General features: G+C 61.2%; 20 protein-coding genes. 9 read left to right on the forward strand and 11 right to left on the reverse strand.

Annotated elements, in window-relative coordinates:
• Positions 1–3: 3 nt before the first annotated feature.
• Positions 4–1,089: an NAD(P)/FAD-dependent oxidoreductase gene (locus WG78_RS09360; protein WP_053937545.1), complete on the forward strand. Its 1,086-nt coding sequence runs from the start codon at positions 4–6 to the stop codon at positions 1,087–1,089.
• 110 nt (positions 1,090–1,199) lie between these two features.
• Positions 1,200–2,429, forward strand: coding sequence for a bifunctional glutamate N-acetyltransferase/amino-acid acetyltransferase ArgJ (argJ, locus tag WG78_RS09365; RefSeq protein ID WP_053937546.1), 1,230 nt, complete (start codon positions 1,200–1,202; stop codon positions 2,427–2,429).
• A 136-nt stretch (positions 2,430–2,565) separates the two neighbouring features.
• Here the strand turns inward: argJ and dapA are convergent, their stop codons facing one another.
• The 6 genes from dapA to queG form a co-directional block, all read right to left on the reverse strand.
• A complete protein-coding gene (gene dapA, locus WG78_RS09370; RefSeq protein WP_053937547.1) occupies positions 2,566–3,468 on the reverse strand; it encodes a 4-hydroxy-tetrahydrodipicolinate synthase in 903 nt (300 codons plus the stop codon).
• Between the two features lie 368 nt (positions 3,469–3,836).
• A complete protein-coding gene (locus tag WG78_RS09375; protein ID WP_083458883.1) occupies positions 3,837–5,273 on the reverse strand; it encodes a peptide MFS transporter in 1,437 nt (478 codons plus the stop codon).
• A 102-nt stretch (positions 5,274–5,375) separates the two neighbouring features.
• A complete protein-coding gene (gene pxpA / locus WG78_RS09380) occupies positions 5,376–6,095 on the reverse strand; it encodes a 5-oxoprolinase subunit PxpA (RefSeq protein WP_053937548.1) in 720 nt (239 codons plus the stop codon).
• A complete protein-coding gene (locus WG78_RS09385) occupies positions 6,092–7,027 on the reverse strand; it encodes a 5-oxoprolinase subunit C family protein (RefSeq protein WP_053937549.1) in 936 nt (311 codons plus the stop codon). The genes pxpA and WG78_RS09385 overlap by 4 nt, the downstream gene beginning before the upstream one ends.
• The gene (gene pxpB, locus WG78_RS09390) at positions 7,024–7,674 is read right to left on the reverse strand and encodes a 5-oxoprolinase subunit PxpB (RefSeq protein WP_053937550.1); all 651 of its coding nucleotides are present in this window, start codon (positions 7,672–7,674) and stop codon (positions 7,024–7,026) included. The genes WG78_RS09385 and pxpB overlap by 4 nt, the downstream gene beginning before the upstream one ends.
• Positions 7,671–8,756 (reverse strand): tRNA epoxyqueuosine(34) reductase QueG, encoded by a 1,086-nt coding sequence (gene queG, locus WG78_RS09395; protein ID WP_053937551.1) that lies wholly within the window; start codon positions 8,754–8,756, stop codon positions 7,671–7,673. Before queG ends, pxpB begins: the two co-directional genes overlap by 4 nt.
• Between queG and tsaE the strand changes: the two genes are divergently transcribed.
• From tsaE to miaA, 5 genes are all read left to right on the forward strand, one after another.
• Positions 8,751–9,230: a tRNA (adenosine(37)-N6)-threonylcarbamoyltransferase complex ATPase subunit type 1 TsaE gene (gene tsaE, locus WG78_RS09400; protein WP_053937552.1), complete on the forward strand. Its 480-nt coding sequence runs from the start codon at positions 8,751–8,753 to the stop codon at positions 9,228–9,230. The genes queG and tsaE overlap by 6 nt on opposite strands.
• On the forward strand, positions 9,200–10,672 hold the full coding sequence (locus tag WG78_RS09405; protein ID WP_053937553.1) for an N-acetylmuramoyl-L-alanine amidase: 1,473 nt from the start codon (positions 9,200–9,202) through the stop codon (positions 10,670–10,672). The genes tsaE and WG78_RS09405 overlap by 31 nt, the downstream gene beginning before the upstream one ends.
• 93 nt (positions 10,673–10,765) lie before the next feature.
• Positions 10,766–12,682 (forward strand): DNA mismatch repair endonuclease MutL, encoded by a 1,917-nt coding sequence (gene mutL / locus WG78_RS09410; protein ID WP_053937554.1) that lies wholly within the window; start codon positions 10,766–10,768, stop codon positions 12,680–12,682.
• Positions 12,682–13,455 carry a hypothetical protein gene (locus WG78_RS09415; RefSeq protein ID WP_053937555.1) on the forward strand — a complete coding sequence of 258 codons (774 nt, stop codon included), beginning with the start codon at positions 12,682–12,684 and terminating at the stop codon, positions 13,453–13,455. Before mutL ends, WG78_RS09415 begins: the two co-directional genes overlap by 1 nt.
• A complete protein-coding gene (miaA, locus tag WG78_RS09420) occupies positions 13,455–14,390 on the forward strand; it encodes a tRNA (adenosine(37)-N6)-dimethylallyltransferase MiaA (protein WP_053937556.1) in 936 nt (311 codons plus the stop codon). Before WG78_RS09415 ends, miaA begins: the two co-directional genes overlap by 1 nt.
• 317 nt (positions 14,391–14,707) lie before the next feature.
• Here miaA and rpsT read toward each other — a convergent pair whose 3' ends face one another.
• Positions 14,708–14,974: a 30S ribosomal protein S20 gene (gene rpsT / locus WG78_RS09425; protein ID WP_053937557.1), complete on the reverse strand. Its 267-nt coding sequence runs from the start codon at positions 14,972–14,974 to the stop codon at positions 14,708–14,710.
• A 173-nt stretch (positions 14,975–15,147) separates the two neighbouring features.
• On the opposite strand from rpsT, the gene murJ reads away from it, so the two are divergent.
• The gene (gene murJ, locus WG78_RS09430; protein ID WP_053937558.1) at positions 15,148–16,686 is read left to right on the forward strand and encodes a murein biosynthesis integral membrane protein MurJ; all 1,539 of its coding nucleotides are present in this window, start codon (positions 15,148–15,150) and stop codon (positions 16,684–16,686) included.
• A 72-nt stretch (positions 16,687–16,758) separates the two neighbouring features.
• Here murJ and WG78_RS09435 read toward each other — a convergent pair whose 3' ends face one another.
• Positions 16,759–18,009 (reverse strand): ABC transporter substrate-binding protein, encoded by a 1,251-nt coding sequence (locus WG78_RS09435; protein WP_053937559.1) that lies wholly within the window; start codon positions 18,007–18,009, stop codon positions 16,759–16,761.
• 246 nt (positions 18,010–18,255) lie between these two features.
• Between WG78_RS09435 and gntR the strand changes: the two genes are divergently transcribed.
• On the forward strand, positions 18,256–19,278 hold the full coding sequence (gene gntR / locus WG78_RS09440; RefSeq protein WP_053937560.1) for an HTH-type transcriptional regulator GntR: 1,023 nt from the start codon (positions 18,256–18,258) through the stop codon (positions 19,276–19,278).
• Between the two features lie 18 nt (positions 19,279–19,296).
• Here the strand turns inward: gntR and feoB are convergent, their stop codons facing one another.
• From feoB to purD, 3 genes are all read right to left on the reverse strand, one after another.
• Complete coding sequence (feoB, locus tag WG78_RS09445; RefSeq protein ID WP_053937561.1) at positions 19,297–21,072, reverse strand: ferrous iron transport protein B; 1,776 nt, start codon at positions 21,070–21,072, stop codon at positions 19,297–19,299.
• Complete coding sequence (locus WG78_RS09450) at positions 21,069–21,308, reverse strand: FeoA family protein (protein ID WP_053937562.1); 240 nt, start codon at positions 21,306–21,308, stop codon at positions 21,069–21,071. The genes feoB and WG78_RS09450 overlap by 4 nt, the downstream gene beginning before the upstream one ends.
• 135 nt (positions 21,309–21,443) lie before the next feature.
• A complete protein-coding gene (purD, locus tag WG78_RS09455) occupies positions 21,444–22,733 on the reverse strand; it encodes a phosphoribosylamine--glycine ligase (RefSeq protein WP_053937563.1) in 1,290 nt (429 codons plus the stop codon).
• Positions 22,734–22,750 lie beyond the last annotated feature (17 nt).

The following is a 22,750-nucleotide window of genomic DNA, read 5'->3' on the forward strand; positions in this document are numbered from 1 at the left end:
AAAATGTTGCGCGAGCAAGCCTACGATGTCGTCATTATCGGTGGCGGAATCACTGCGTTGAGTCACGCCTGGATGGCGCATCAACGCGGCATGCGCGTGGCCCTGCTGCAGACCGGCGGCAGCATTGACCCCGGCCATACTGGCAGCATGCTGCAAGTGGGCCACGGCCCCGAACAACAGGCGCTGGTGCAGGAAAGCCGCCGTTTGTGGCTGGACTGGGCAGGCAAAGCCGGCTTTCAGGTGGATACACGCGGGCTGTGGTTGCTGTGCCGCGACATGCTGGAAACCCGCGTAGCCGAAGAATTTATGGATAGCACGCCAGCGGGCGCCCGCCGCGCCGACTGGCTGGACCCCACCGATCTGGACGCCGCGCTGCCGCATGCGGCCGGCGCGTTGCATTTTGCCGACGAAATCCAGCTCGACCCCAGCATTGCTTCGGAAGCAATGACACGCTGGTTATCGCGCGCAATCGATTATTTTCCGCATCGCCAGGTATTGGCGGTCGAATCTGGCCGCGTGCATACGCCCACCGGCGTTTTGAAGGCGGATCGCATTTTTGTGGCCGCCGGACAGCATCCATGGATGCCGCAAAGCTGGAATACCCCGTGGCAGCAATATCGCTGCCGCTTGCATGTATTGAACGTGCAAGCCGCCGCACCCCAACCCGCCCGCCCCACCGTGTTAAGCGGGCTCAGCCTGACCCACTACGCCACGTTTGCCCAATGCCCCAGCGTGCAATCGCTGCGCGAGCAACAACAAGCCGTTGCGCCGCAACTAGCGCGCCACGGCATGCATCTGATCATGGCCACCGGCCCCGATGGCAGTGACATCCTGATTGGCGACGCGCAAGCCGCCAGCCCCGCCGAAGCGTTGGTCGATGACCAGACCGTGGATGACGCGCTGGTCGATCTGGCGCAGGCTACGCTGGGCATTCAGTTGCAAGTGCGTCAGCGCTGGCAGGGTAGCTATCTGCGTACTAACCAGAGCAGCTTGTGTACGGAACCCGTGCGCGGCGTGCACCTGGTGAGCCTGGCTGGCGCCGCCAGCAGCCTTGCGCCTGCTTTGGCCAATGCCGCTTTCGCCCGCTAGAACGCTGTTTTAAACACCCCCTCGGCCGGGCCATCGCCCCGGTCATTCCAGCGTCACCTGCTCTGCGGTATCCTTGCCATTCTTTTAAGTGCCACCGAGGAAACCGCGTCATGCCTGTAAACCTGCCTGCCCTTGATCCTGCCGCCCTGTATCCCGTTAAAGGGATCGAACTCGGTATCGCCTCCGCCGGTGTCAAAACCGCTGGGCGCAAGGATGTCGTCGTAATGCGACTGGCCGCAGGTAGCCGAACCGCAGGCGTGTTTACGCTTAACAAATTCTGTGCCGCACCAGTACGCCTGTGCCGCGAATATCTGGCCGCGGGCCACGACATCCGCGCTTTTGTGGTCAACACCGGCAACGCCAACGCCGGCACCGGTCTGGACGGCCTGCAACGCGCCAAAGACGTGGGCGCCGCGCTGGCGCAACAACTGGATCTGGACCCGACCCAGATTCTGCCGTTCTCCACCGGCGTGATTCTGGAACCGCTGCCGCAGCAAAAAATCATCGCCGCACTGCCCGCCGCCGTAGCCGATCTGCAGCCCGCGCACTGGGCCCAGGCCGCCAGCGCCATCATGACCACCGATATCGCGCCGAAAGCCGCCAGCCGCCAGATCACACTGGGTGGCAAAACGGTGACCATCACCGGCATGTGCAAAGGCTCGGGCATGATCCACCCGAATATGGCCACCATGCTGGCCTACCTGACCACCGACGCCACGATTGCGCAGCCGCTGCTGCAACCGCTGCTGCAATGGTTGTCTGACCGCTCGTTTAACAGCATCACCGTCGATGGCGATACCTCGACCAACGACAGCTTTATGCTGGTGGCCACTGGCCAGGCGGGTGCAGCGGAAATCGATAGCGAACAGCATCCCGACTTCGCCACACTGCGTGACGCGTTGCTGGCGGTATCACAACAACTGGCGCAAGCCGTGGTGCGCGACGGCGAAGGCGCCACCAAGTTCATCACCATCAATGTGGAAGGCGGCACCACGCGCGACGAATGCCGCGCCGTCGCCTACGCTATCGCGCATTCGCCGCTGATCAAAACCGCTTTCTTTGCCAGCGACCCCAACCTGGGCCGCATTCTGTGCGCCATCGGCTACTCGGCCGTGGCTGATCTGGATACCGACAAGCTGGAGGTGTGGCTGGGCGACGTGCTGGTGGCCAAAGACGGTGGCCGCGCCGGCAGCTACAGCGAAGAACAAGGCCAACGCGTAATGCAGGAAGCTGAAATCAGCATCACCGTAAAACTGGCGCGCGGCTCGTTTGAGGCGACGGTGTGGACCTGCGATTTCTCGTACGACTATGTGAAGATCAACGCGGATTACCGCAGCTAAAGTGCGCCGGGCCGCAGCAGGTGCGGTCAGGCAGATTAAAGCCCGCAATATCGTGGCCCTTGAGGCCAACGATGTGCGGGCTTTTTGCAGCGCGACCCACAATTCCAGATTCACTGGAAACGGGCGCGATGAGTTATCACAAAGCCAGAATCCGCGGCAGCAAGGTCTCCAGCTGGTTCTGCAACTCTTGCGTCACCGGCAGCATGGGCAGGCGCAATTCGTTACGGATCAACCCTTGCATCGCCAGCACTGCCTTGATCGGCGCGGGATTGGGTTCGCTAAACAATAACTTGACCCACGGCGCCAGCGCTTGCGAGATCGCGCGCGCCGCAGCCAGATCGCCTGCAGCCACCAGGCTGAGCATGCGGCGATACAAGTCGGGCCGGATATGCGCTGCGGCGGCGATCGCGCCATGGCCACCCGCGCAGGCGGTCAGCAATATCAACGCATCCTCACCGCCCAACACGCGCAAGGGTGTTTCGGCGATCGTGGCCAGTAATTGCGGCATATTGCCGCCGCCACTTTCCTTGATCGCTACAAATTGCGGATTGGCTGCCAGTTTTTGCAGCGTGGGCAATTCGATATTCACGCCCGTGCGATAGGGAATGTTGTACAGCACGATGGGCAGCGGCGTGGCAGCGGAGACGGCGTTAAAGTGCGCAAGCAGTCCCGCTTGTGACGGCCGCACATAATACGGCGCGCTCACCAGCAAGCCATCCGCCAGCGCCGACAAGGCTGCGGCGCGCTTGGCAACGCATTGCGTGTCATTGCCCGCCAGGCCCATCACCAAAGGTAGTTCGCCACTGACTTCGCGCACGGCCATCAGCAAACGGGTTTGTTCGCCTTCATTCAACGTAGCGGCTTCGCCGGTGGTGCCGCAGATGACCAGGCCATCGATGCCACCTTTCAGCAAATGAGCCACCAGGTTTTGTGCGGCGGCGTAATCCACCTGGCCATCGCGAAACGGCGTAATCAGCGGGACAAACAGACCGGCAAAGCGATCAGCATTAAAGCGGGTAGCGGCAAAGACAGCAGACATGACAAAAACCTCGCAAAGTAGTGAACAAAGGTCACCGTCGCGTGGGGCCGAGGTCTGCAGGGGTAGGGATCAGGCGGGGTACTACCAGGCAGGTTCCGTCGGCGCTCACGCGACGGAACCCGGAAGTCCGTCAGCGGAGCATCCGTTTTTTCGATTTGTTGGCCGCATTCAAACCCGACGCTGCGCGCGCGACTGCACCGGCCGCAAGCGGCAACAAGGTGGCAGAGGTAAACAAGGCGCGATGCATGATGTGGATAAATCTTCGGGTAGAAATGACAACGTAATGTAGCGTGACCCCACGCCCTGACGCAAGAACGGGATGCGGGCCACTGTTGCAAGCACGCATCCCGATCATCCCATCGCAAAACTCAGCGCACGCCGTGCATCATCTTTTGCAGCGGACGCGTCAGCAGCAGCAGGATTGCGCCCGCAGCAAACGCCATCGCCACAAACAGCATAAAGAACTCGTGCAGGCCGGTGATCTGAAAGCCCAGAAAGCTCGGCACACGGCCGCCATCGGGATAAAAGCCCGCCAGGATGCCGGCAAACCAGTTGGCCGCCGCATTGGCGGTAAACCACACTGCCATCATCAGCGAGGCAAAGCGCGCGGGCGCCAGTTTGTTGACCAGCGACAGGCCAATTGGCGACAGACACAATTCGCCCAGCGAATGCATGGCATACATCGCCACCAGCCAGAACATGCTGGCCTTGACGCTGGCGGACATGTCTTTAACGCCAAAGCCAATGATCAGATAACCCGCAGCCAGCAACAGCAAGCCCCACGCCATCTTGGTGGGCGATGCCGGTTCGCGGTTGCGGCGGCCCAAGGCGCTCCACAGCTGCGCCATCAGCGGCGCAAAGATCAGCACAAAGACGGGATTAAGCGACTGAAACCACGAAGTGGGAATCTGATAACCAAACAGCATGCGATCGGTGGCTTCTTCGGCAAAGAAGGTCAGCGACACGCCCGCTTGTTCAAATGCCGACCAGAAGAAAATGACGAAGAACGAAATCACGCCAATGACCACCATGCGTTGCTTTTCCGCCGGGGTGAGTGGCGCCGCAGCGACGCGGCTTGCGCCTTTGGCGACGCGCTGCGGCGCCAGACCCACAGGCGCGCCATCGGGCGTGACCAGATAGCGTTTGTGGAATGCGCCAAACACCACCAGCGACAACAGCATGCCGATACCCGCGGCAAAAAAGCCCCAACGGAAATCGCCGGCATTGCCGGTATCGCCCAGATAGCCGCACAGCAACGGCGCGATAAACGAGCCCAGGTTGATGCCCATATAAAAGATCGTATAAGCCGCATCTTTGCGCCGGTCATTGGGCGTATATAGCTGGCCCACCATGCTGGAGATATTGGGTTTGAAGAAGCCATTGCCCGCCACGATCAGGCCCAGGCCGCAATAAAACAGCCCGTGCGCCAAGGGCGCGTTATGCAGACTGCTGCCCGCCCAGAACAAGGCAAACTGGCCCGCCGCCATTACCAGGCCGCCGAGCATGATCGAACGCCGATTGCCCCACCAGCGGTCCGCCACATAGCCGCCAACCAGCGGCGCCAGGTAAACCAGGCCGGTGTATTTGCCGTACAGCGATGCGGCAAACTGTTTGTCGAACAGCAGCGCATTCACCATAAACAGCGCCAGCAGCGCGCGGTTGCCGTAATAAGAAAAGCGTTCCCACATTTCGGTGGCGAACAGCAGATACAAGCCTTTGGGATGACCTGTGGCGGCGGGGTGAGCCGTGGCTTGCGGGGCTAGCGCAGGGGGCACACCGTCAAGCGCGATGTCAGCATTGCTCATGGTGAGGGACCGTTTTATGACATTTCAATAAAATGTCATTGTCCGGATCGCGCGTGCGCGATGCGCCGGACTATGCCCACCACAATTGGTAAATTATTACTTTTACGCCGACGATTCGCATAATTGAGCGCGCACCAAGCGCGCAAAATCCAGCGCATGCGCGTTATCACCATGCAGGCACAAGCTGTCCACCCGCAGCGTCAAGGTGTTACCGCTTTGGGTTTGCACCGTGCCCGCCGCCAGTGCCAGCGCCTGTTGCAATGCCTGCGCGTCATCGGCCAGCACCGCACCGGGCAAGGTCCGCGGCACCAACTGGCCATCATCCTGATAAGCGCGATCCACAAAGCCCTCTTCGATCACCTGCCAGCCCATATGCGCCGCATGCCGGGCAAAGTCGCTGCCCGCCAACGCCATGATGTGCAGACTGGCGTCGACTTCCGCCACGGCGCGCAACACACAATCGGCGATGGTGATATCGCGTGCGGCATCGTTGTAGAGCATGCCATGCGGCTTTACATACGCCAGCGTCGCGCCCTCGTCCTGGCAGATGGCCCGTAATACGGCGATCTGTTCGCTCAGGCTGGCTTGCAGCGCCTCGTGGCTGATCAACAGACTGCGCCGACCAAAATGCGCCCGATCCGGATAGCTGGGATGCGCGCCAATGCGCACGCCATGCCGGAGCGCCAGGCGCACGGTGTGCCGCATCGACAAGGCGTCGCCGGTGTGGCCGCCACACGCAATATTGGCCGAGCTGATCTGGGCCATCAGCGCTTCGTCGTAGGGATAGCCCTCGCCCAGATCGGCGTTCAGATCGATCTTCATTGGATGCGCCACTTCAGTTGGTTTTCGATTTGCACCAGCCATTGCCGCTGCGCCTGCAAAGCCGCTAGCGCTTGCGGCATCGTCACTTCCACAAAGCGGATGCTGTCACCAGGCCGGAACTGCCCCATGCGCCAGATATCGGCGCGGATGACCTGGGCGATCTTGGGATAGCCGCCGGTGGTTTGCGCATCGGGCAGCAACAGCACGGGCTGGCCCGAGGGTGGCACCTGAATCACGCCGCGTTGCACTGAATGCGACGGCAAATCCAGCGGCGGATCAAGGCCAAGATCCGGCCCTGCCAGCCACGCGCCCATGCGATTGGCGTCGGGCGTAACGCGCCACGGCTCGCTGACCAACGCTTTTTGCGCGGCCTGGCTAAACGCAGTCCATTCGGTGCCCGGCAAGATGCGCAGCACTTCGCCGCGTTCGGGCGCGCGCACACTGGCCTGCGGCGCATGGCCATCCCACACGCCCAAAGGCAAGATGTCGCCGACTTTCAGCGCGCGGCCTTCAAAACCGCCAAAGCCGCTGGCCAGATCGGTGGCGCGGGCGTTCAGCACGATGGGCACGTCGATACCGCCGCTGACGCATAAATAACTGCGCGCGCCCTGCTCAGCCCAGCCCAGCGCCAGCGTCTGACCTTTGCGCACGGGCACGCTGCGCCAGCATGGCAGCGGCTGTTTATCCAGCGTGGCGGGCACCCACGCGCCGGTCAGGGCGATGACGGCATCGGACTGAAAGCGCACGTGCAAACCACCGAGTGTGACTTCAAGCGCCGCCAGTTCAGGCGCATTGCCCACCAGCAGATTACCGACCAGCAAGGCCGGAATATCCATCACGCCACCGACCGGCACGCCCCACTGGCTGGCGCCAAAACGGCCCAGATCCTGCACGCTGCATTGCGGCCCGGTTTTAAGAATGCGCAGGCTCATGCGGCGTGCTCCGTGCCAGGCACAAAGCGCAAGCTATCGCCGGGCGCCAACAAAGCGGGTGGCATCCGGGTGGCGTCAAACAAACGCGTGTGGGTGCGGCCAATCAGATGCCAACCGCCCGGCGAGGTGCACGGATAAATACCGGTTTGCATGCCGCCGATGCCCACCGATCCGGCTGGCACTTTCTGGCGTGGCTGGTCGCGGCGCGGAATGATCAAGCGTTCATCCAGTCCGCCCAGATAGGGAAAGCCCGGCAGAAAACCAATGCAATACACCACGTAATCCTGCGCGGCGTGCAGTTCAATCACTTGCTGCGGCGTCAGCCCGCTGTGCTCGGCCACGACGGCCAGATCGGGCCCCGCTTTGCCACCGTATTGCACCGCAATATCATGACGCTGGCCCACCACTGGTTCAGCATCGCGGCTATCGGTCCAGGCGCTTTGCATCCCTTGTTCGATCAGTGCGGCGCGCGAGGTCAGCGGGTCAAAGCGCACCGTCAGATTGCCCACGCCCAGCACTAGCCACCAGTCCGGAAAGCGCTGCTGCAGCAGCCGTTGCATGCGCCATAAACGTTGTTGGTCCGCCAGGGCGGTGGAAACCGTCAAAACCAGAGCAGTATCGCCCTGGGGCTGGAGCGTTGGATTCATGCAGCATGCCTGTTCAGGGCCCACGCCACGTGCTCGCGCACGAGTTCGCTGGGGTCGTTGATGCGGGATTGCAATGCAGAAACAATGTCAGGACGGGTCGGCGCGTTGCCCAGGCCCACCGCCAGATTGCGCAACCAGCGCTCATGGCCGATGCGCAGGATGGCGCTACCGGCCATGCGCTCACGGAAGGTGGCTTCGTCCCAGCCAAACAATTCAACCAGTGACACATCGTCCAGCCCGTGGCGCACCGCAAAGTCGGCTTCTTTGCTATCGACGGCAAAGCGGTTCCACGGGCATACCAGCTGACAGTCATCGCAGCCGTACACGCGGTTGCCAATCAGCGGGCGATATTCATCTGGAATACTGCCTTTCAGCTCGATAGTAAGGTAGGAGATGCATTTGCGCGCATCAACCTTGTACGGCGCCACAATGGCGCCCGTGGGACAGGCGCCCAGGCAGCGCGTGCAGCGGCCGCAATGTTCGTTGGGCTCGGGCGGGTCAGGCGGCAGCGGCAAATCGGTAAACAATTCGCCAATAAAGAAAAACGAGCCATATTCGCGATTCAGCAACAGCGTATGTTTGCCGCGCCAACCCAGGCCGGCTTTTTTGGCCAGTTCCACTTCCAGCACCGGCGCGGAATCGACAAATGCCCTAAAGCCGAACGGCCCGATCTCGGCCTGCACGCGCTCAGCCAGTTTTTGCAGCCGGTTACGCAAAACCTTGTGATAATCGCGCCCCAGTGCGTAACGCGACAGATACGCCTTGCTGCCATCCTGCAACATCGCTTCAGCGTTGGAGGTGCCAGCAGGTAGATACGGCATGAACACGCTGACAATCGACACCGTGCCCGGCACCAGTTCTGCGGGCCGCGCGCGTGTCAGACCGTGGCGTGCCATATAATCCATCTCGCCGTGGAACCCGGCCGCCAGCCATTCAGTCAATGCCGGCTCGGCGGCGGATAAATCGGTGTCCGTAATCGCCGCGCGCGCAAAGCCCAGCTCTTGCGCCCACGCTTTGATACGGGCCGCCAGCGCGGTCAGGTCCAGACCGCCGGATTCAACAGAGGGAAATTCATTTTGCATAAGGCAAATGATACTGCATGCCGCTTTTTGCCTGACGAAAACGCCACATTAGCGATCGGGGCGGAACTGGCGCGCGTGCTGCATGGCGGTGTGGTCCTGTTTTTGCAAGGCGACCTGGGCGCGGGCAAAACCACGCTCACGCGCGGCCTGTTACGCGCCTTGGGCTATAGCGGCCGCGTGAAGAGCCCCACTTACACGCTGGTTGAACCTTATGCTGTTTCTAATTTAAACTTGTATCATTTTGATTTATATAGATTTCAAGACCCGATGGAATGGGTCGATGCAGGCTTTCGCGATTATTTTAATGAACAGTCCATTTGCGTGATCGAATGGGCTGATCAAGCCAAAGGCCTGCTGCCACAACCCGACCTCATGGTTACACTGAAGCCGCATCACGACGGCAGAAATATTGAAATTCAAGCACTTACGGAGACCGGTTCGGCATGTCTCGAGCAATTCGCCACCCCGTCCTGACCCCGGATAATGCCCGCCGACGCGTATTGCGTGCGGCGGTTTCGTCGTTGGTTTTAAGCGTTGTGCCCGTGGGCATGGCGCGTGCGGCCGCCAATGCCAATGTGGTTTCGGTGCGCGTGTGGCCAGCCCAGGCGTATACGCGCGTCACCATCGAAGCGACTTCACCACTCGCTTTCAAACAATTTTCGTTAAAAAATCCGGACCGGCTGGTGGTCGATCTGGAAGGCGTGGACCTGAATGCCGAGCTGCAAAAGCTGGAAGGCAAGGTCGGCGATGATGATCCCTACATCAAATTGCTGCGCGCGGGTCGCTTCAAGCCGGGCACGGTGCGGCTGGTGCTTGATCTTAAATCCGAGGTCAAGCCGCAGGTGTTTACGCTCGACCCGGTAGCTGAATACAAATATCGCCTGGTGATCGACCTGTACCCCACGGTGCAGAAAGACCCGCTGCTGGCGTTTCTGGATGACCAGAACAATGGCGATGCCGCGCCGCCTGCCAATTTAAAGCTGGACGATAAAAGCAGCGCGCCGCAAAGCAGCCAGGCCAACCAAGGCAAGCAGTCGGCCCCGGCCAGCCAGCCCGATCCGGTCGATCAGAGCGCGCAAGACAATCGCGACGCCATCGCCAAAGCTGAAACCGGGCAGCCGGTGGACCGCAGCAAGCTGAAAGTGGATCGGCTGATTACGGTGGTGCTGGATCCCGGCCATGGCGGTGAAGACCCGGGCGCGGTCGGCCCGCAAGGCAATTACGAGAAGACCGTAGTGCTGTCGATTGCGCGCAAGCTCAAAGGTTTGCTGGAAGGCGAACCCAATATCCGCGTGGTGATGACGCGCGATGCCGACTTCTTTGTGCCGTTGGGCGTACGCGTTAAAAAAGCGCGCGCGGTGCAGGCCGATCTGTTTGTCTCCATCCATGCCGACGCATTTATCCGGCCCGATGCCAGCGGTTCGTCGGTGTTTGTGCTGTCTGATAAAGGTGCGACCAGCACCGCCGCCAAATGGCTGGCGCAAACACAGAACGATGCCGATCTGATTGGCGGCGTAAAAATCAGCACGCAAGATAAATATCTGGCGCACACGCTGATGGATTTGACGCAAACCGCCACGCTGAACGACAGCATGAAGTTTGGCAAGGCGATGCTCAACGAGCTGGGTTCGCTCAACCGCCTGCATAAAGGCTCGGTGGAGCAAGCCGGTTTCGCCGTGCTCAAAGCGCCCGATATTCCGTCGATCCTGGTCGAGACCGCGTTTATTTCCAACCCGGCCGAAGAGCAGAAACTGATCGACGATGCCTATCAGGTGAAAATGGCCTCGGCGCTGCATAACGGCATCAAGCGTTACTTTGTGAAGAACCCGCCGCCCGCGCGCACGCGGCTGGCGCAAGTGGCGGCGTTTGAAGGCGAGGATGTAGTGGAAGGCTGGGCGCCGCTGCACAAAGCGTAGTTGCGTACGCGGCCCGCCCTTGCGCGCCAGGCTGCCGACGGGGTCGGCCTGGCGCTGATATAATCCTCAACTTTCCCCGCCCCGCCCTCGCCCATGCCGCGCATTCAGCTTTTATCCGATCAACTGGTCAACCAGATCGCAGCGGGCGAAGTGGTCGAACGACCCGCGTCCGCGCTCAAAGAATTGCTGGAAAACAGCCTTGATGCCGGTTCCGAAAATATCGGCGTCGAACTGATTGCGGGCGGCACCAAGCTGATCAAGGTCATTGACGATGGTCATGGCATCGAGCGCGATGATCTGGCGCTGGCCCTGCATCGCCATGCCACCAGCAAGATCCGCGATTTTGACGATCTGCAAAAAGTGGCCACGCTGGGGTTCCGCGGTGAAGGTCTGGCCTCGATTGCCTCGGTTAGCCGTCTGACGCTGACCAGCCGCTTTGATGGCGCGCCGCATGCCTGGCGCGTTGAATCGGACCACGGCCGTTTGCATGAGCCTGAGCCCGCCGCGCTGGCGGTCGGCACCACCATCGAAGTGCACGATCTGTATTACCAGACCCCCGCGCGCCGTAAGTTTCTCAAATCCGACAGCACCGAATTTGCGCATTGCGAAGATATGGTCACGCGCCTGGCGCTGGCCAATCCGGACAAACAGTTCACGCTAATCCACAACAGCCGCGCCAATCTGCGGGTGATGCGCGGCGATGTGCACAAGCGTTGCGCGGCCTTGCTGGGCGATGATTTCGCGCTGCATGCGGTGCAAATCGACGAAGCCGCAGGGCCACTGCGCCTGTGGGGTCTGGCTGGTAGCCCAACGCAATCCAAAGCCAGCCGCGATGCCCAGTATTTTTTTGTGAATGGCCGCTTTGTGCGCGACAAAGTCATCGCCCACGCATTACGCGAAGCCTATCGCGACGTGTTGCACCATGATCGCCACGCCAGTTGGTGTCTGTTTCTGGAACTCGACCCTGAAGGCGTCGACGTTAACGTGCACCCGACCAAGATCGAAGTGCGTTTTCGTGAATCCCAAGCCATCTACCGCTTTTTACTGACCAGCCTGAAAAAAGCGCTGGCCACCACCCGCGCCGGGCAGGTGCCCGCGGGCATTGATCCAGAAACCGGCGAGCTGCTGGTCGCACCAGTCTCGGCACAGGGTTTTGAGGTAGCGCCAGCCGCAGCGCCCGCACCCTCCCCGGCGCAGCCGCAACAAACGCCGTGGCGGCAGCAACCCATGCCGATGGGCGTGGTGCGCGAGCCGATGGCCATGTACGACCGCATGTTTGGCGATTTGCGCCGTGATCCGGGCGTCGAGCCTGCCAACGCAGGCAGCGCACCCGCGCCCATGTTTACCGCCAATGGCTTTGCGCCGGCACCGCTGCGCGCCAGCAACGTGGCCGCGCGCACCATGCCGGAGGACAGCGAAGACGGTATCCCGCCATTGGGCTTTGCGCTGGCGCAATTGCACGGTGTGTATATCCTGGCGCAAGCGGCCGAAGGCATGGTGGTGGTCGATATGCACGCGGCACACGAACGCGTGGTGTACGAAAAACTCAAGAACGCGCTGGATCTGGAACATATGCCGATGCAGCCCTTGCTGATCCCGCATCTGTTTAGCGCCGACCGTTTTGAAGTGGCCACGGTGGAAGACAACGCCGATGCGTTCACGCGCATTGGTTTTGATTTGTCGGTGGCGTCGCCAACGCAGATTGCCATTCGCGGCATCCCGATGCTGCTGAAGGACGCCGATGCGGTGGAACTGGCGCGCTCGGTCATCAAAGATGTGCGCGAAGTGGGCGCCAGCCAGATGCTGACCGGCCGCCAGAATGAATTGCTGGCGACCATGGCTTGCCATGGCGCGGTGCGTGCCAACCGCGCGCTGACCATCCCGGAAATGAATGCGCTGCTGCGCGAAATGGAAGCCACCGAACGCTCGGGCCAATGTAATCACGGCCGTCCGACGTGGTTCCGCCTGGGCATGCACGATCTGGACAAACTGTTTATGCGGGGCCAGTAATGAGCCTGGCGCTGGCGACCAAGCTGCTGGCCGGCCCGTTGGTAATCGGCCTGGCCAGCCTGGCCGGCAAACGCTGGGGGCCCAATGTAGCCGGTCTGATCGGCGGATTGCCGCTGGTGGCGGGCTGCGTCACTCTCGCGCTATGGATGGCGTTTGGCCAGGACTACGCACTGGCGACGGCACGCTCGGCCCCGTCGGGCTTGTGGGCCAACGCGGTGTATATGCTGGCGCTGGGTTATTCATTTGGCCGCTTGGGCTGGCGCGGCAGTTTGCTGTGCGGCTGGATCGTTTATCTGGCGGTGGCGATTACGCTGGCCGTCACCGGGCTCGCACAAAATCAATGGGTCTGTATCGGCGCACTGGGCGCATTGGCCCTGGCGATCAAACTGCTGCCACAGCCCAGCGGCATGCCGCATGCCGTGCATATGCCACACTCCGAACTGGCCGTCCGCATGGCCGTGGCCTTTGTGCTGGTGGTAGGGCTGAGCAGCCTGTCGCAAACGTTGGGTAAATCGCTGACCGGCGTGTTGTCGGGCGGGCCGGTTGCCGCGACGGTGATCCCAGCCTTTACCATGGCCAGCGGCGATCGCAATGCCTTGCTGTTTCAATTGCGAGGGTTTTTAACCGGGCTGATCGGTTTTGGACTGTGCTTTCTGGCGCTGCCGGTGCTGGCCGCCAGCATGGGCGGTTGGGCCGCTTTGCCCGCGGGGCTGATCGCCATGGGTGCCAGCATGCTGTTAACCACCATTTCTCGTCGACGAGCGCGCGCCTGATGTCGCAACTGCCTTCCGCCATTTTCTTGATGGGCCCCACCGCCAGTGGCAAGACCGCGTCGGCAATCGAACTGGTCAGCAGCGGGCTGCCCGTGGAGTTGATCTCGGTTGATTCGGCGCTGGTGTTCCGCGATATGGACGTCGGCACCGCCAAGCCCACGCCAGAAGAACTGGCGCGCGCGCCGCACCATCTGATCGATATCATTTCGCCCGAAGCCAGCTATTCAGCGGCACGCTTTCGCGACGATGCGCTGGCTTTGATGGCCGACATCACGGCGCGCGGCAAAGTACCGGTGCTGGTGGGCGGCACCATGCTGTATTTCAATACGCTGCAACACGGCATGCACGATCTGCCACAAGCCGATGCGGCATTGCGCCTGCAGCTGGAAGCCGACGCCGCCGCACACGGTTGGCCCGCCATGCACGCACGCCTGGCGCAGCTTGATCCGATCACGGCGGCGCGGCTGGAGCCTGGCGATAGCCAACGCATCGGCCGCGCGCTGGAAGTGTGTATGCTCAGCGGCCAGCCGATGTCGACGCTACTGGCCGCGCCCGCTGCCGCCCCGCTGCCCTACCGGCTGCTCAAACTGGGCCTGGTGCCGAGTGATCGCAGCGTATTGCACGCGCGTATCAACCAACGCTTTAGTCAGATGCTGGACGACGGTTTGCTGGATGAAGTGAGCGATCTGCGCCGGCATTACCAGTTATCGCTGGAACTGCCGTCGATGCGCTGCGTGGGCTATCGCCAGGCGTGGGAATATCTGGATGGCTTGTTTGATCTGCAGACGCTGGAAGACAAAGGCACCGCAGCCACCCGGCAACTGGCCAAGCGCCAGCTAACGTGGCTGCGCGGTATGGATGATGTCACGCCACTGGATTGCGTGGACCAGCGCGTGGTGGCCGAGGTGGCCCGGGCGGTCAAAAGCTGGCTGTGAGCATAGGGTGGGTCCAGACCCACCAACCAAAGTGGCAACCAAGCCCACCAGCGTGTGCGTTCTCGTAAATGGCTTTGAATGGTGGGTCCAGACCCACCAACCAAAGTTGCAACCAAGCCCACCAGCGTGTGCGTTCTCGTAAATGGCTTTGAATGGTGGGTCCAGACCCACCAACCAAAGTGGCAACCAAGCCCACCAGTGTATGCGTTCTCGTAAATGGCTTTGAATGGTGGGTCCAGACCCACCCGATGCGTTTGCAACGGGCGTAAAAAAACCCGCCGGAGCGGGTTTTTTTGTGAAGCTTCCAGCTACAACAATCAGGCAGCCATGGCCTTGATTGCAGCAGACAGACGGCTCTTATGACGAGCTGCCTTGTTCTTGTGGAAGATCTTCTTGTCGGCGAGGCTGTCAATCGTGCTTACCGAAGCCTGGTAAACGATTTGAGCAGCGGCCTTGTCGCCAGCTTCAACAGCCTTCAGCACCTTTTTGACCGCAGTGCGGAATGCCGAACGCTGACTAGCATTATGTTGACGGGCCACTTCGGCCTGACGCGCACGCTTGCGGGCTTGGGCGCTGTTTGCCATGTGTTCTAACTCCTGACGATATCTTTGGTTACCCGAAACTGCTACAGCAACGGGCTGAGGCCAATTCGGAAACCGCCGATTCTAGCGGAGCTGGCAGCGCAATGCAACTTCTCTGTTGCGCCCCACATTCGATATGATGCGTGCTTCGTCTCGAACGCCCCTCCCAAGTGTCTATGAATCTGCTCAAATCGTTGGCCACCACCAGTTCCATGACGCTGGCCTCGCGCGTGCTTGGCTTTGCACGCGACGCCATCGTGGCGCGCATGTTTGGCGCCACCATGGCCACCGACGCCTTTAATGTGGCGTTCAAGCTGCCCAATCTGCTGCGGCGTATTTTTGCCGAAGGCGCATTTTCGCAAGCCTTTGTGCCCATCCTCGCCGAATACAAAAACACGCAAGGCGAGGAAGCCACGCGCATTTTCGTCTCGTATATCGCCGGTCTGCTGACCATGGTGCTGGCCGTGGTCACCGTGCTGGGCATCATCGGCGCGCCCATCGTGCTGTGGATTACCGCGCCTGGTTTTGCCAATACGCCCGAACGCTTTGATCTGACCGTGCAGCTGCTGCGCATTACCTTTCCGTATATTTTTCTGATCTCGCTGGCGTCATTGGCCGGCGGCATTCTCAACACGTGGAACCGCTTTTCGGTGCCCGCGTTTGCGCCCACGCTGCTCAACGTGTCGCAGATCTTTTTCGCGCTGGTGATTGCGCCGCATTTTGCGCAGCCGATTGTGGCGCTGGCCTGGGGCGTCATCGCGGGCGGCATACTGCAACTGGGTTATCAACTGCCGCATCTGAAGAAAATCGGCATGCTGGTGCTGCCGCGTTTGCAGTTTAAAGACGCCGGCGTCTGGCGCGTGTTGCGGCAAATGGGCCCCGCTATTTTCAGCGTGTCGGTGGGGCAGATTTCGCTGCTGATCAACACCATTTTTGCCTCGTGGCTACGCCCCGGTTCGATTTCGTGGATGTATTACGCCGATCGCTTGATGGAATTTCCTACCGGCGTGTTGGGCGTGGCGCTGGGCACTATCCTGCTGCCGTCGCTGGCCAAGGCGCACGCCAGCAAAAGTCCGGAAGAATATTCGCGCCTGCTGGATTGGGGTTTGCGGCTGTGCATGCTGCTGGCGCTGCCGTCGGCCGTCGCCTTGGCGGTGATCTCGGGACCGTTGGTGTCGTCGCTGTTCCAGTATCAGAAATTTGGCGCGTTCGATGCCTGGATGACCCAGCAAGCGCTGATCGCCTATGCGGTGGGCTTGATCGGTCTGATCATGGTCAAGATCCTGGCGCCCGGCTTCTATGCGCGGCAGGACATCAAAACGCCGGTCAAGATGGCGGTGATTACGCTGGTGTTTACCCAGCTGATGAACCTGGCCTTTATCTGGAAACTGCAACACGCTGGCCTGGCCCTGGCAATCGGTCTGGGCGCATGTTGCAACGCCAGCCTGCTGTACTGGCAATTGCGCCGCAAAAACATCTTTACGCCGCAGCCGGGCTGGGCGCTGTTCATGCTCAAGCTGGTGATGGGTGTGGTGGTGATGGCCGCGGTTCTGGGCGCGGTGATGTGGCTGATGCCCGCGTGGGATACCGGCTTGATGCCGATCCGGATTGCGCGACTGGGCGTGCTGGTTGCGGCGGGGTTGCTGGCGTATTTCGGCACGCTGGGCGCGCTGGGTTTCCGTCCAGGCCAGTTTAGCCGCAGCGCCGTGCAGTAAACGCCGCCGGCTTATAAAAAAGGGCGCGTCAGCCACGACGCGCCCTTTTTTTAATGCGATAAACCCAGCGGTTTATTTGGTCAGCGCCGCGGCGGCGATCTTCTCGGCGGCCACTTGTGGCGTCATCGTATCGTCGTTCCAGAACTGGCCTGCCACGTCATAAATCGCGCCTTCCACCGCAGGCGAAATCGCCATATCGTGCGCCCAGCTCGGCACCAGCGTGCCTTTGGCGGCGGCGGCTTTAAAGTCTTCGGCCGACTTCTTGCCGCACTCGTCAAACTTGCTCAGATCCATGCCCTGACGCGCCGGGATCGAGCCTTTGTACAGATTAAACGTCTCCTGAAATTCGGGGCTCATCAGCAAGCCCGCCAGGTCGCGTTGGCCTTTGGCCGCGTCTTTGTCTTTCAGCTTGAAGAACGCAAACGAATCGACGTTAAACGTATACGCACCGGCGCTGCCCGGCGCAGCCACGCACAAATAATCCACGCCCGCGCGCTTGCCCGCCACGCTGAATTCGCCCTTGGCCCAGTCCCCCATAAACTGCATCGCGGCTTTGCCATTGATGACCATCGCGGTGGCCAGATTCCAGTCGCGGCCCGCGTTGGCCTTGTCGGTGTAGCTCTTCACTTTGCGATAGGTTTCCAGCACTTTGATCATGGTCGGGCCTTTCAGCGCGGACTGGTCCAGTTTCACAAAGGCTTTCTTGTAGAAGTCCGCGCCGCCCACGCCCAAAGCCACCGTTTCCAGCAACTCGGCTTCTTGCCAGGACTGGCCGCCAATCGCCACCGGCTGGATGCCCGCTTTCTGCAGCGCGTCGGCCGTTTTGAAGAATTCATCCCATGTGGTGGGCGCTTTGGCGTTGACCTTTTTGAGCGCGTCGGCGTTAATCCACAGCCAGTTAACGCGGTGCACGTTTACCGGCGCGGCCACGTACTGGCCTTTGTACTTCATCACATTGGCCACCACCGGCGGCAGCACTTTGTCCCATCCGTCTTTTTTGGCGACGTCGTCAATCGACACCAGCACGCCCTGATCGCCCCACTCCTGAATAGCCGGGCCTTTCAGTTGCGCGGCGGCAGGCGGGTTGCCCGAGACCACACGTGTCTTCAAAGCCGTCATCGCGTTTTCGCCCGCGCCCCCGGCGACGGCAAAGTCTTTCCAGTGGTCGCCCTTGCCTTCCAGCATCTTCTTCAGCTCGCCTGCGGCTTTGGCTTCGCCGCCCGAGGTCCAGTAATGCAGCACTTCGACATCTGCGGCCTGCACGGCCGTTGCACCCAGGCTACACACGGCCAGTGCGCACAGGGTTGATTTGAGATTTGCCATGACTTGCGACTCCGGTCTGCGTGGCGCGCACGCAATGTGGACAGTGGGCGCGCAACATCAAAAGAATTGCGTTGCGCCTTTATGTTGTCAGAAATTTTCGACTACATTGATACGGATGTTAACGTTAACAGCCACCCACGCATCAATAAATGAATAACCTGATGCGCGCACGCCCAGCGGCGGCGCGGTTGCTGTTTTGCGGTATGCTTGCCGCGCTGTTTAACCTGAATGAAATAGAACCATCGCATGCCCAGAAAACCCAAAGAACGCGCCTCGCGCGCCGCTACCCTGCACGATGTGGCCGCGCAGGTGGGCGTTAGCGCCATTACCGTGTCGCGCGCGCTCAATACGCCCGAGCGCGTGTCCGAAGCCGTGCGCGAGCGCATCCTGGCCGCGGTCGATGCGCTGGGCTATGTGCCTAATCGTTCGGCGCGCACGCTGGTGTCGTCACGTTCGCAAACCGTGGTGGTGCTGATTCCGTCGCTTTCCAACACCGTGTTTATCGATACCCTGGCGGGCATCAATGACGTGCTCGACCCGCACCACTACCAAATCCTGATTGGCAACACCGGCTACGACGACGCGCGCGAAGAACGTTTGCTGCGCACCTATCTATCGCATGCGCCGGACGGCATCTTGCTGACCGGCCTGCGCCAGAGCGACGGCATGCGCACGTGGCTGGATAAATTGCATATTCCGGTGGTGCACATGATGGGGCTGGACCCGCAGGCCCAGCGTTATTGCGTCGGCTTTTCGCAGCAAGCAGCCGGCGCGGCGTTAACGCAACATCTGTTGCAACGCGGTTATCGCAATGTGGCGTTTTTTGGCGCGCGGCTGGATGAGCGGGTAATGCAACGGGCGGCCGGATATCGCCAGGCCTTGCAGGAAGCGGGCATTTATCGGGAAGACCTGGAATGGCTAACGCCCGAACATTCCGGCATAGGCTTGGGCGCCAGCATGATTGCCAAGGCGCTGCAACAACGCCCCGAGATCGATGCCGTGTTTTGCTGTAACGACGATCTGGCGCTGGGCGTGCTGACGTATTGCCAGCGCAACGGAATAGCCGTGCCGCAGCGGTTGGCAGTGGCCGGCTTTAATGATCTGGATGGCGCAGCCTGGGCCACGCCGACGCTAACCACCATCCGCACACCGCGTTACGACATCGGCCACGCCGCAGCGAGCATGTTGCTGGATTTGATGTCCGGCAACACGCCGGCCGAGCCCATGCAGGATCTGAGCTTTACCTTGCAGGCACGCGAAAGCACCTGAGCGCCTGCAGCCCGCGCCTTAGCCAAAGAACCAGCGGGCGCTTTGGTAAAACACAAAGCACAACACCCACGCCAGCCCCAGCGACCACACCACCGATCCCGCCGCAAACCAGTTGCTTCTGGATTCTTTGCGCACGGTAGCGATGGTGGCCACGCACGGCACGTAGATCAGCGTAAACAACATGAACGACAGCGCGGCCAGATGGTCCATGCTGCCGGCCAGGTGCTGCGCCAGCGCTGCGCCTTCAGTGCCGGTAATTACGGCCAACGCGCCCAGCACCACTTCTTTGGCGACAAAGCCAAACACCAGCGCCACCGCCATTTCGGACTGGATGCCTATCGGCGTCAGTACCGGCGCCATGGCGCGCGCCAGCATTTCGGCAAAGCTGTTGTGCTGATCCGGGTAATGCGTGAGAAACCACACCAACACCACGCCCGCCACAATCATGGTCGACGCCATACGCAGAAACGAGCGGCATTCGCCCCACCCGCGCGCAAACATCTGCCGCCACAACGGCAAGCGATACGGCGGCAGTTCCAGCGCAAACGGCTCGCTGCAGATCTGCCGACCGCGCAACAGCCACGCGGTGCCCAGCGCCACCAGCAGACTGACCAGATACAGGCCCGTCAACACCCATGGCGCCTGGCTTTGCGTAAACAGCGCGGCGGTTAAAAACAGAAAAATCTGCAGCCGCGCCGAACACAACGCAAACGGGATCGTCAGCATGGTCAGCCGCCGTCCACGCGGATCACGAATTACGCGCGTGCCCATCAGCGCGGGCACATTGCAGCCAAAGCCCATCATCAGCATGACAAAACCGCGCCCATCCAGCCCGACGCGGCTCATCAGGCCATCCATCATGAACGCGGCGCGGGCGAAGTAGCCGGAGTCTTCAATGACCGCCATCAACATAAAAAACAGCAGAATCAGCGGTGCAAATGACAGCACGGTACTGACGCCGTCATACACGCCGTCCAGCAAAATGCCCTGCAGCAGCGCAGGCGCATGGGCCAACAGCGGTTGCAACGCCGCGCCGCGAAACCAGCTGAACAGGTCACCAATGCCATCCTGCAGCGGGGTACCCAAGGCAAAGGTCAGCTGGAATAGCGCAAACATGGTCAGCACAAACAGCGGCAAGCCCGCAGCCGGATGCAGAATCCAGTGATCGATGCGCGCGGTGGGGCCCGCGGCCAGTGTGGGCGGATGTTGCACGTGGCGTTTCCATAGCGCGACTTCTTGCGCGTGCCAATCGGCGGCCGGCGCGGCGCGGCTCAGATCCAGCGTGTGCGGATCGGGCTGCTGCAGCATCCGGCCCATGGCCGTGCGCAGTTCGGCCACGCCCTCGCCCAGCCGCGCCGACACGGCCAGCACCGGACAACCCAGCTCGGCCGCCAGCCCGGCGGTATCGATGCGGATGCCGGCCTGGCGCGCCTCATCGCTCATATTCAGCACCACCAGCAAGGGAGCGCCCAGCGCCTTGAGCTGCAGCACCAACGCCAGTTGCCGCGCCAGTTGGCAGGCGTTGAGCACCACCACCAGCGCCTGCAACGGGGTGGCCGCCAGAAACTGCTGCGCCACGCGTTCGTCTTCTGCGCCGCCGCTCAGGTCATAAATACCGGGCAGATCGACGATGCGCGCCATCTGCGACCCCAACAGCACGCGTTGCGTGGCCAGTTCCACCGTCAGCCCCGGCCAGTTGGCCACGCGCGCATTGCCGCCGGTCAAACGATTAAACAAGGTGGATTTGCCGGTATTGGGCATGCCCACCAGTGCGATATGGCGTGCGCTGCTCATGCGGCCACCTCGGCGCTCACCGTGATAAACGCGGCGTGAATACGGCGCAACATCAGCTCGGTATGGCTATCTACGCGGATCTGCAACGGCCCACGCCAACTGGCGCGGCGCAAGACGGTCACCTGGCAACCACGGCGCAAGCCCATGGCCGCAAGACGGCGGGTTAAATCAACAGGGGTGGCCAGATCAAGCACCGTGGCGGACTGGTGCAGTGGCAAGGCAAGCAGGGTAGACATGGCGTCTCACAGACAAGAATAATTCTCAATGTCGAGAATGATGCGAGCCGTGAGCGCCCTGGACTTTGATGTCGATCAATGCCCGGACAAGGTAGTCCGGGCGTTGTTACTACTATCGATAAACGGTGTTACTGCTTACGACTGCGCTTTCGGGGCGCGGCCAATAGCGCGCCAGCCAATATCGCGGCGGAATTGCGCGCCATCAAACTCGATGCCGGCCAGCAATTCATAAGCACGCTTTTGCGCGGCGGCAAAGTTCTCGCCAAACGCCGTCACGCACAACACGCGGCCACCACTGGTTTGCGGCGCGCCATCGGCATTCAGCGACGTACCGGCGTGGAACACGTGGCCATCATCGGCCGCAGCGGGCAGATTGCGGATCACGTCGCCTTTGCGCGGGGTATCCGGGTAATTGGCGGCAGCCATCACCACGCCCAACGCCACGCGGCGATCCCACTCCACTTCGGCCTTATCCAGCGTGCCATTGACGGCGTGCTCCACCAGCGGCACCAGATCGCTTTTCAGGCGCAGCATGATGGGCTGGGTTTCCGGGTCACCCATGCGACAGTTGAATTCCAGCGTCTTTACCGAGCCATCCGGGCCGATCATCAAGCCGGCGTACAAAAAGCCGGTGTAGACGATGCCATCGCGCGCCATGCCTTGCACGGTGGGCAGAATGATTTCGCGCATGGCTTTGGCGTGGATTTCCGGCGTCACCACCGGGGCCGGGCTGTACGCGCCCATGCCCCCGGTGTTGGGGCCTTCGTCGGCATCCAGCAGGCGCTTGTGATCCTGGCTAGACGCCAGCGGCAGCACGTTTTTGCCATCCACCATCACGATAAAGCTGGCTTCTTCGCCCGTGAGGAATTCTTCGATAACCACGCGCGCACCGGCGTCGCCCAGTTTGTTGTCCGACAACATGGCATCAATGGCGTCGTGCGCTTCTTGCAGCGACATTGCCACCACCACGCCCTTGCCGGCGGCCAGGCCATCGGCCTTGATCACAATCGGCGCGCCCTTGGCATCCACATAGGCATGCGCCTGGGCGGCATCGGAGAAGGTCTCGTAATCGGCGGTCGGAATGTGGTGGCGCTTCATGAACGCCTTGGCAAAATCTTTCGAGCTTTCCAGCTGGGCGGCGGCCTTGGCCGGGCCGAAGATCTTCAGGCCCGCCAGGCGAAACGCATCCACCACGCCTTGCGACAGCGGGGCTTCGGGACCCACCACCGTCAGCTGCACGTGCTCTTTTTGCGCAAACGCCACCAGCTCGGCAATGTCAGTGATCTCGACATTGGTCAGATTGGGCTCCAGCGCAGTGCCGGCATTGCCCGGCGCCACAAACACCTTGGTCACACGCGACGATTGCGACAACTTCCAGGCCAGCGCGTGTTCGCGCCCGCCATTACCGATTACCAGCACATTCATCTCGATTTCCCTGCTTT

Origin of the sequence: Amantichitinum ursilacus, from assembly GCF_001294205.1 — a bacterium.
In the GTDB taxonomy this organism is placed as follows: domain Bacteria; phylum Pseudomonadota; class Gammaproteobacteria; order Burkholderiales; family Chitinibacteraceae; genus Amantichitinum; species Amantichitinum ursilacus.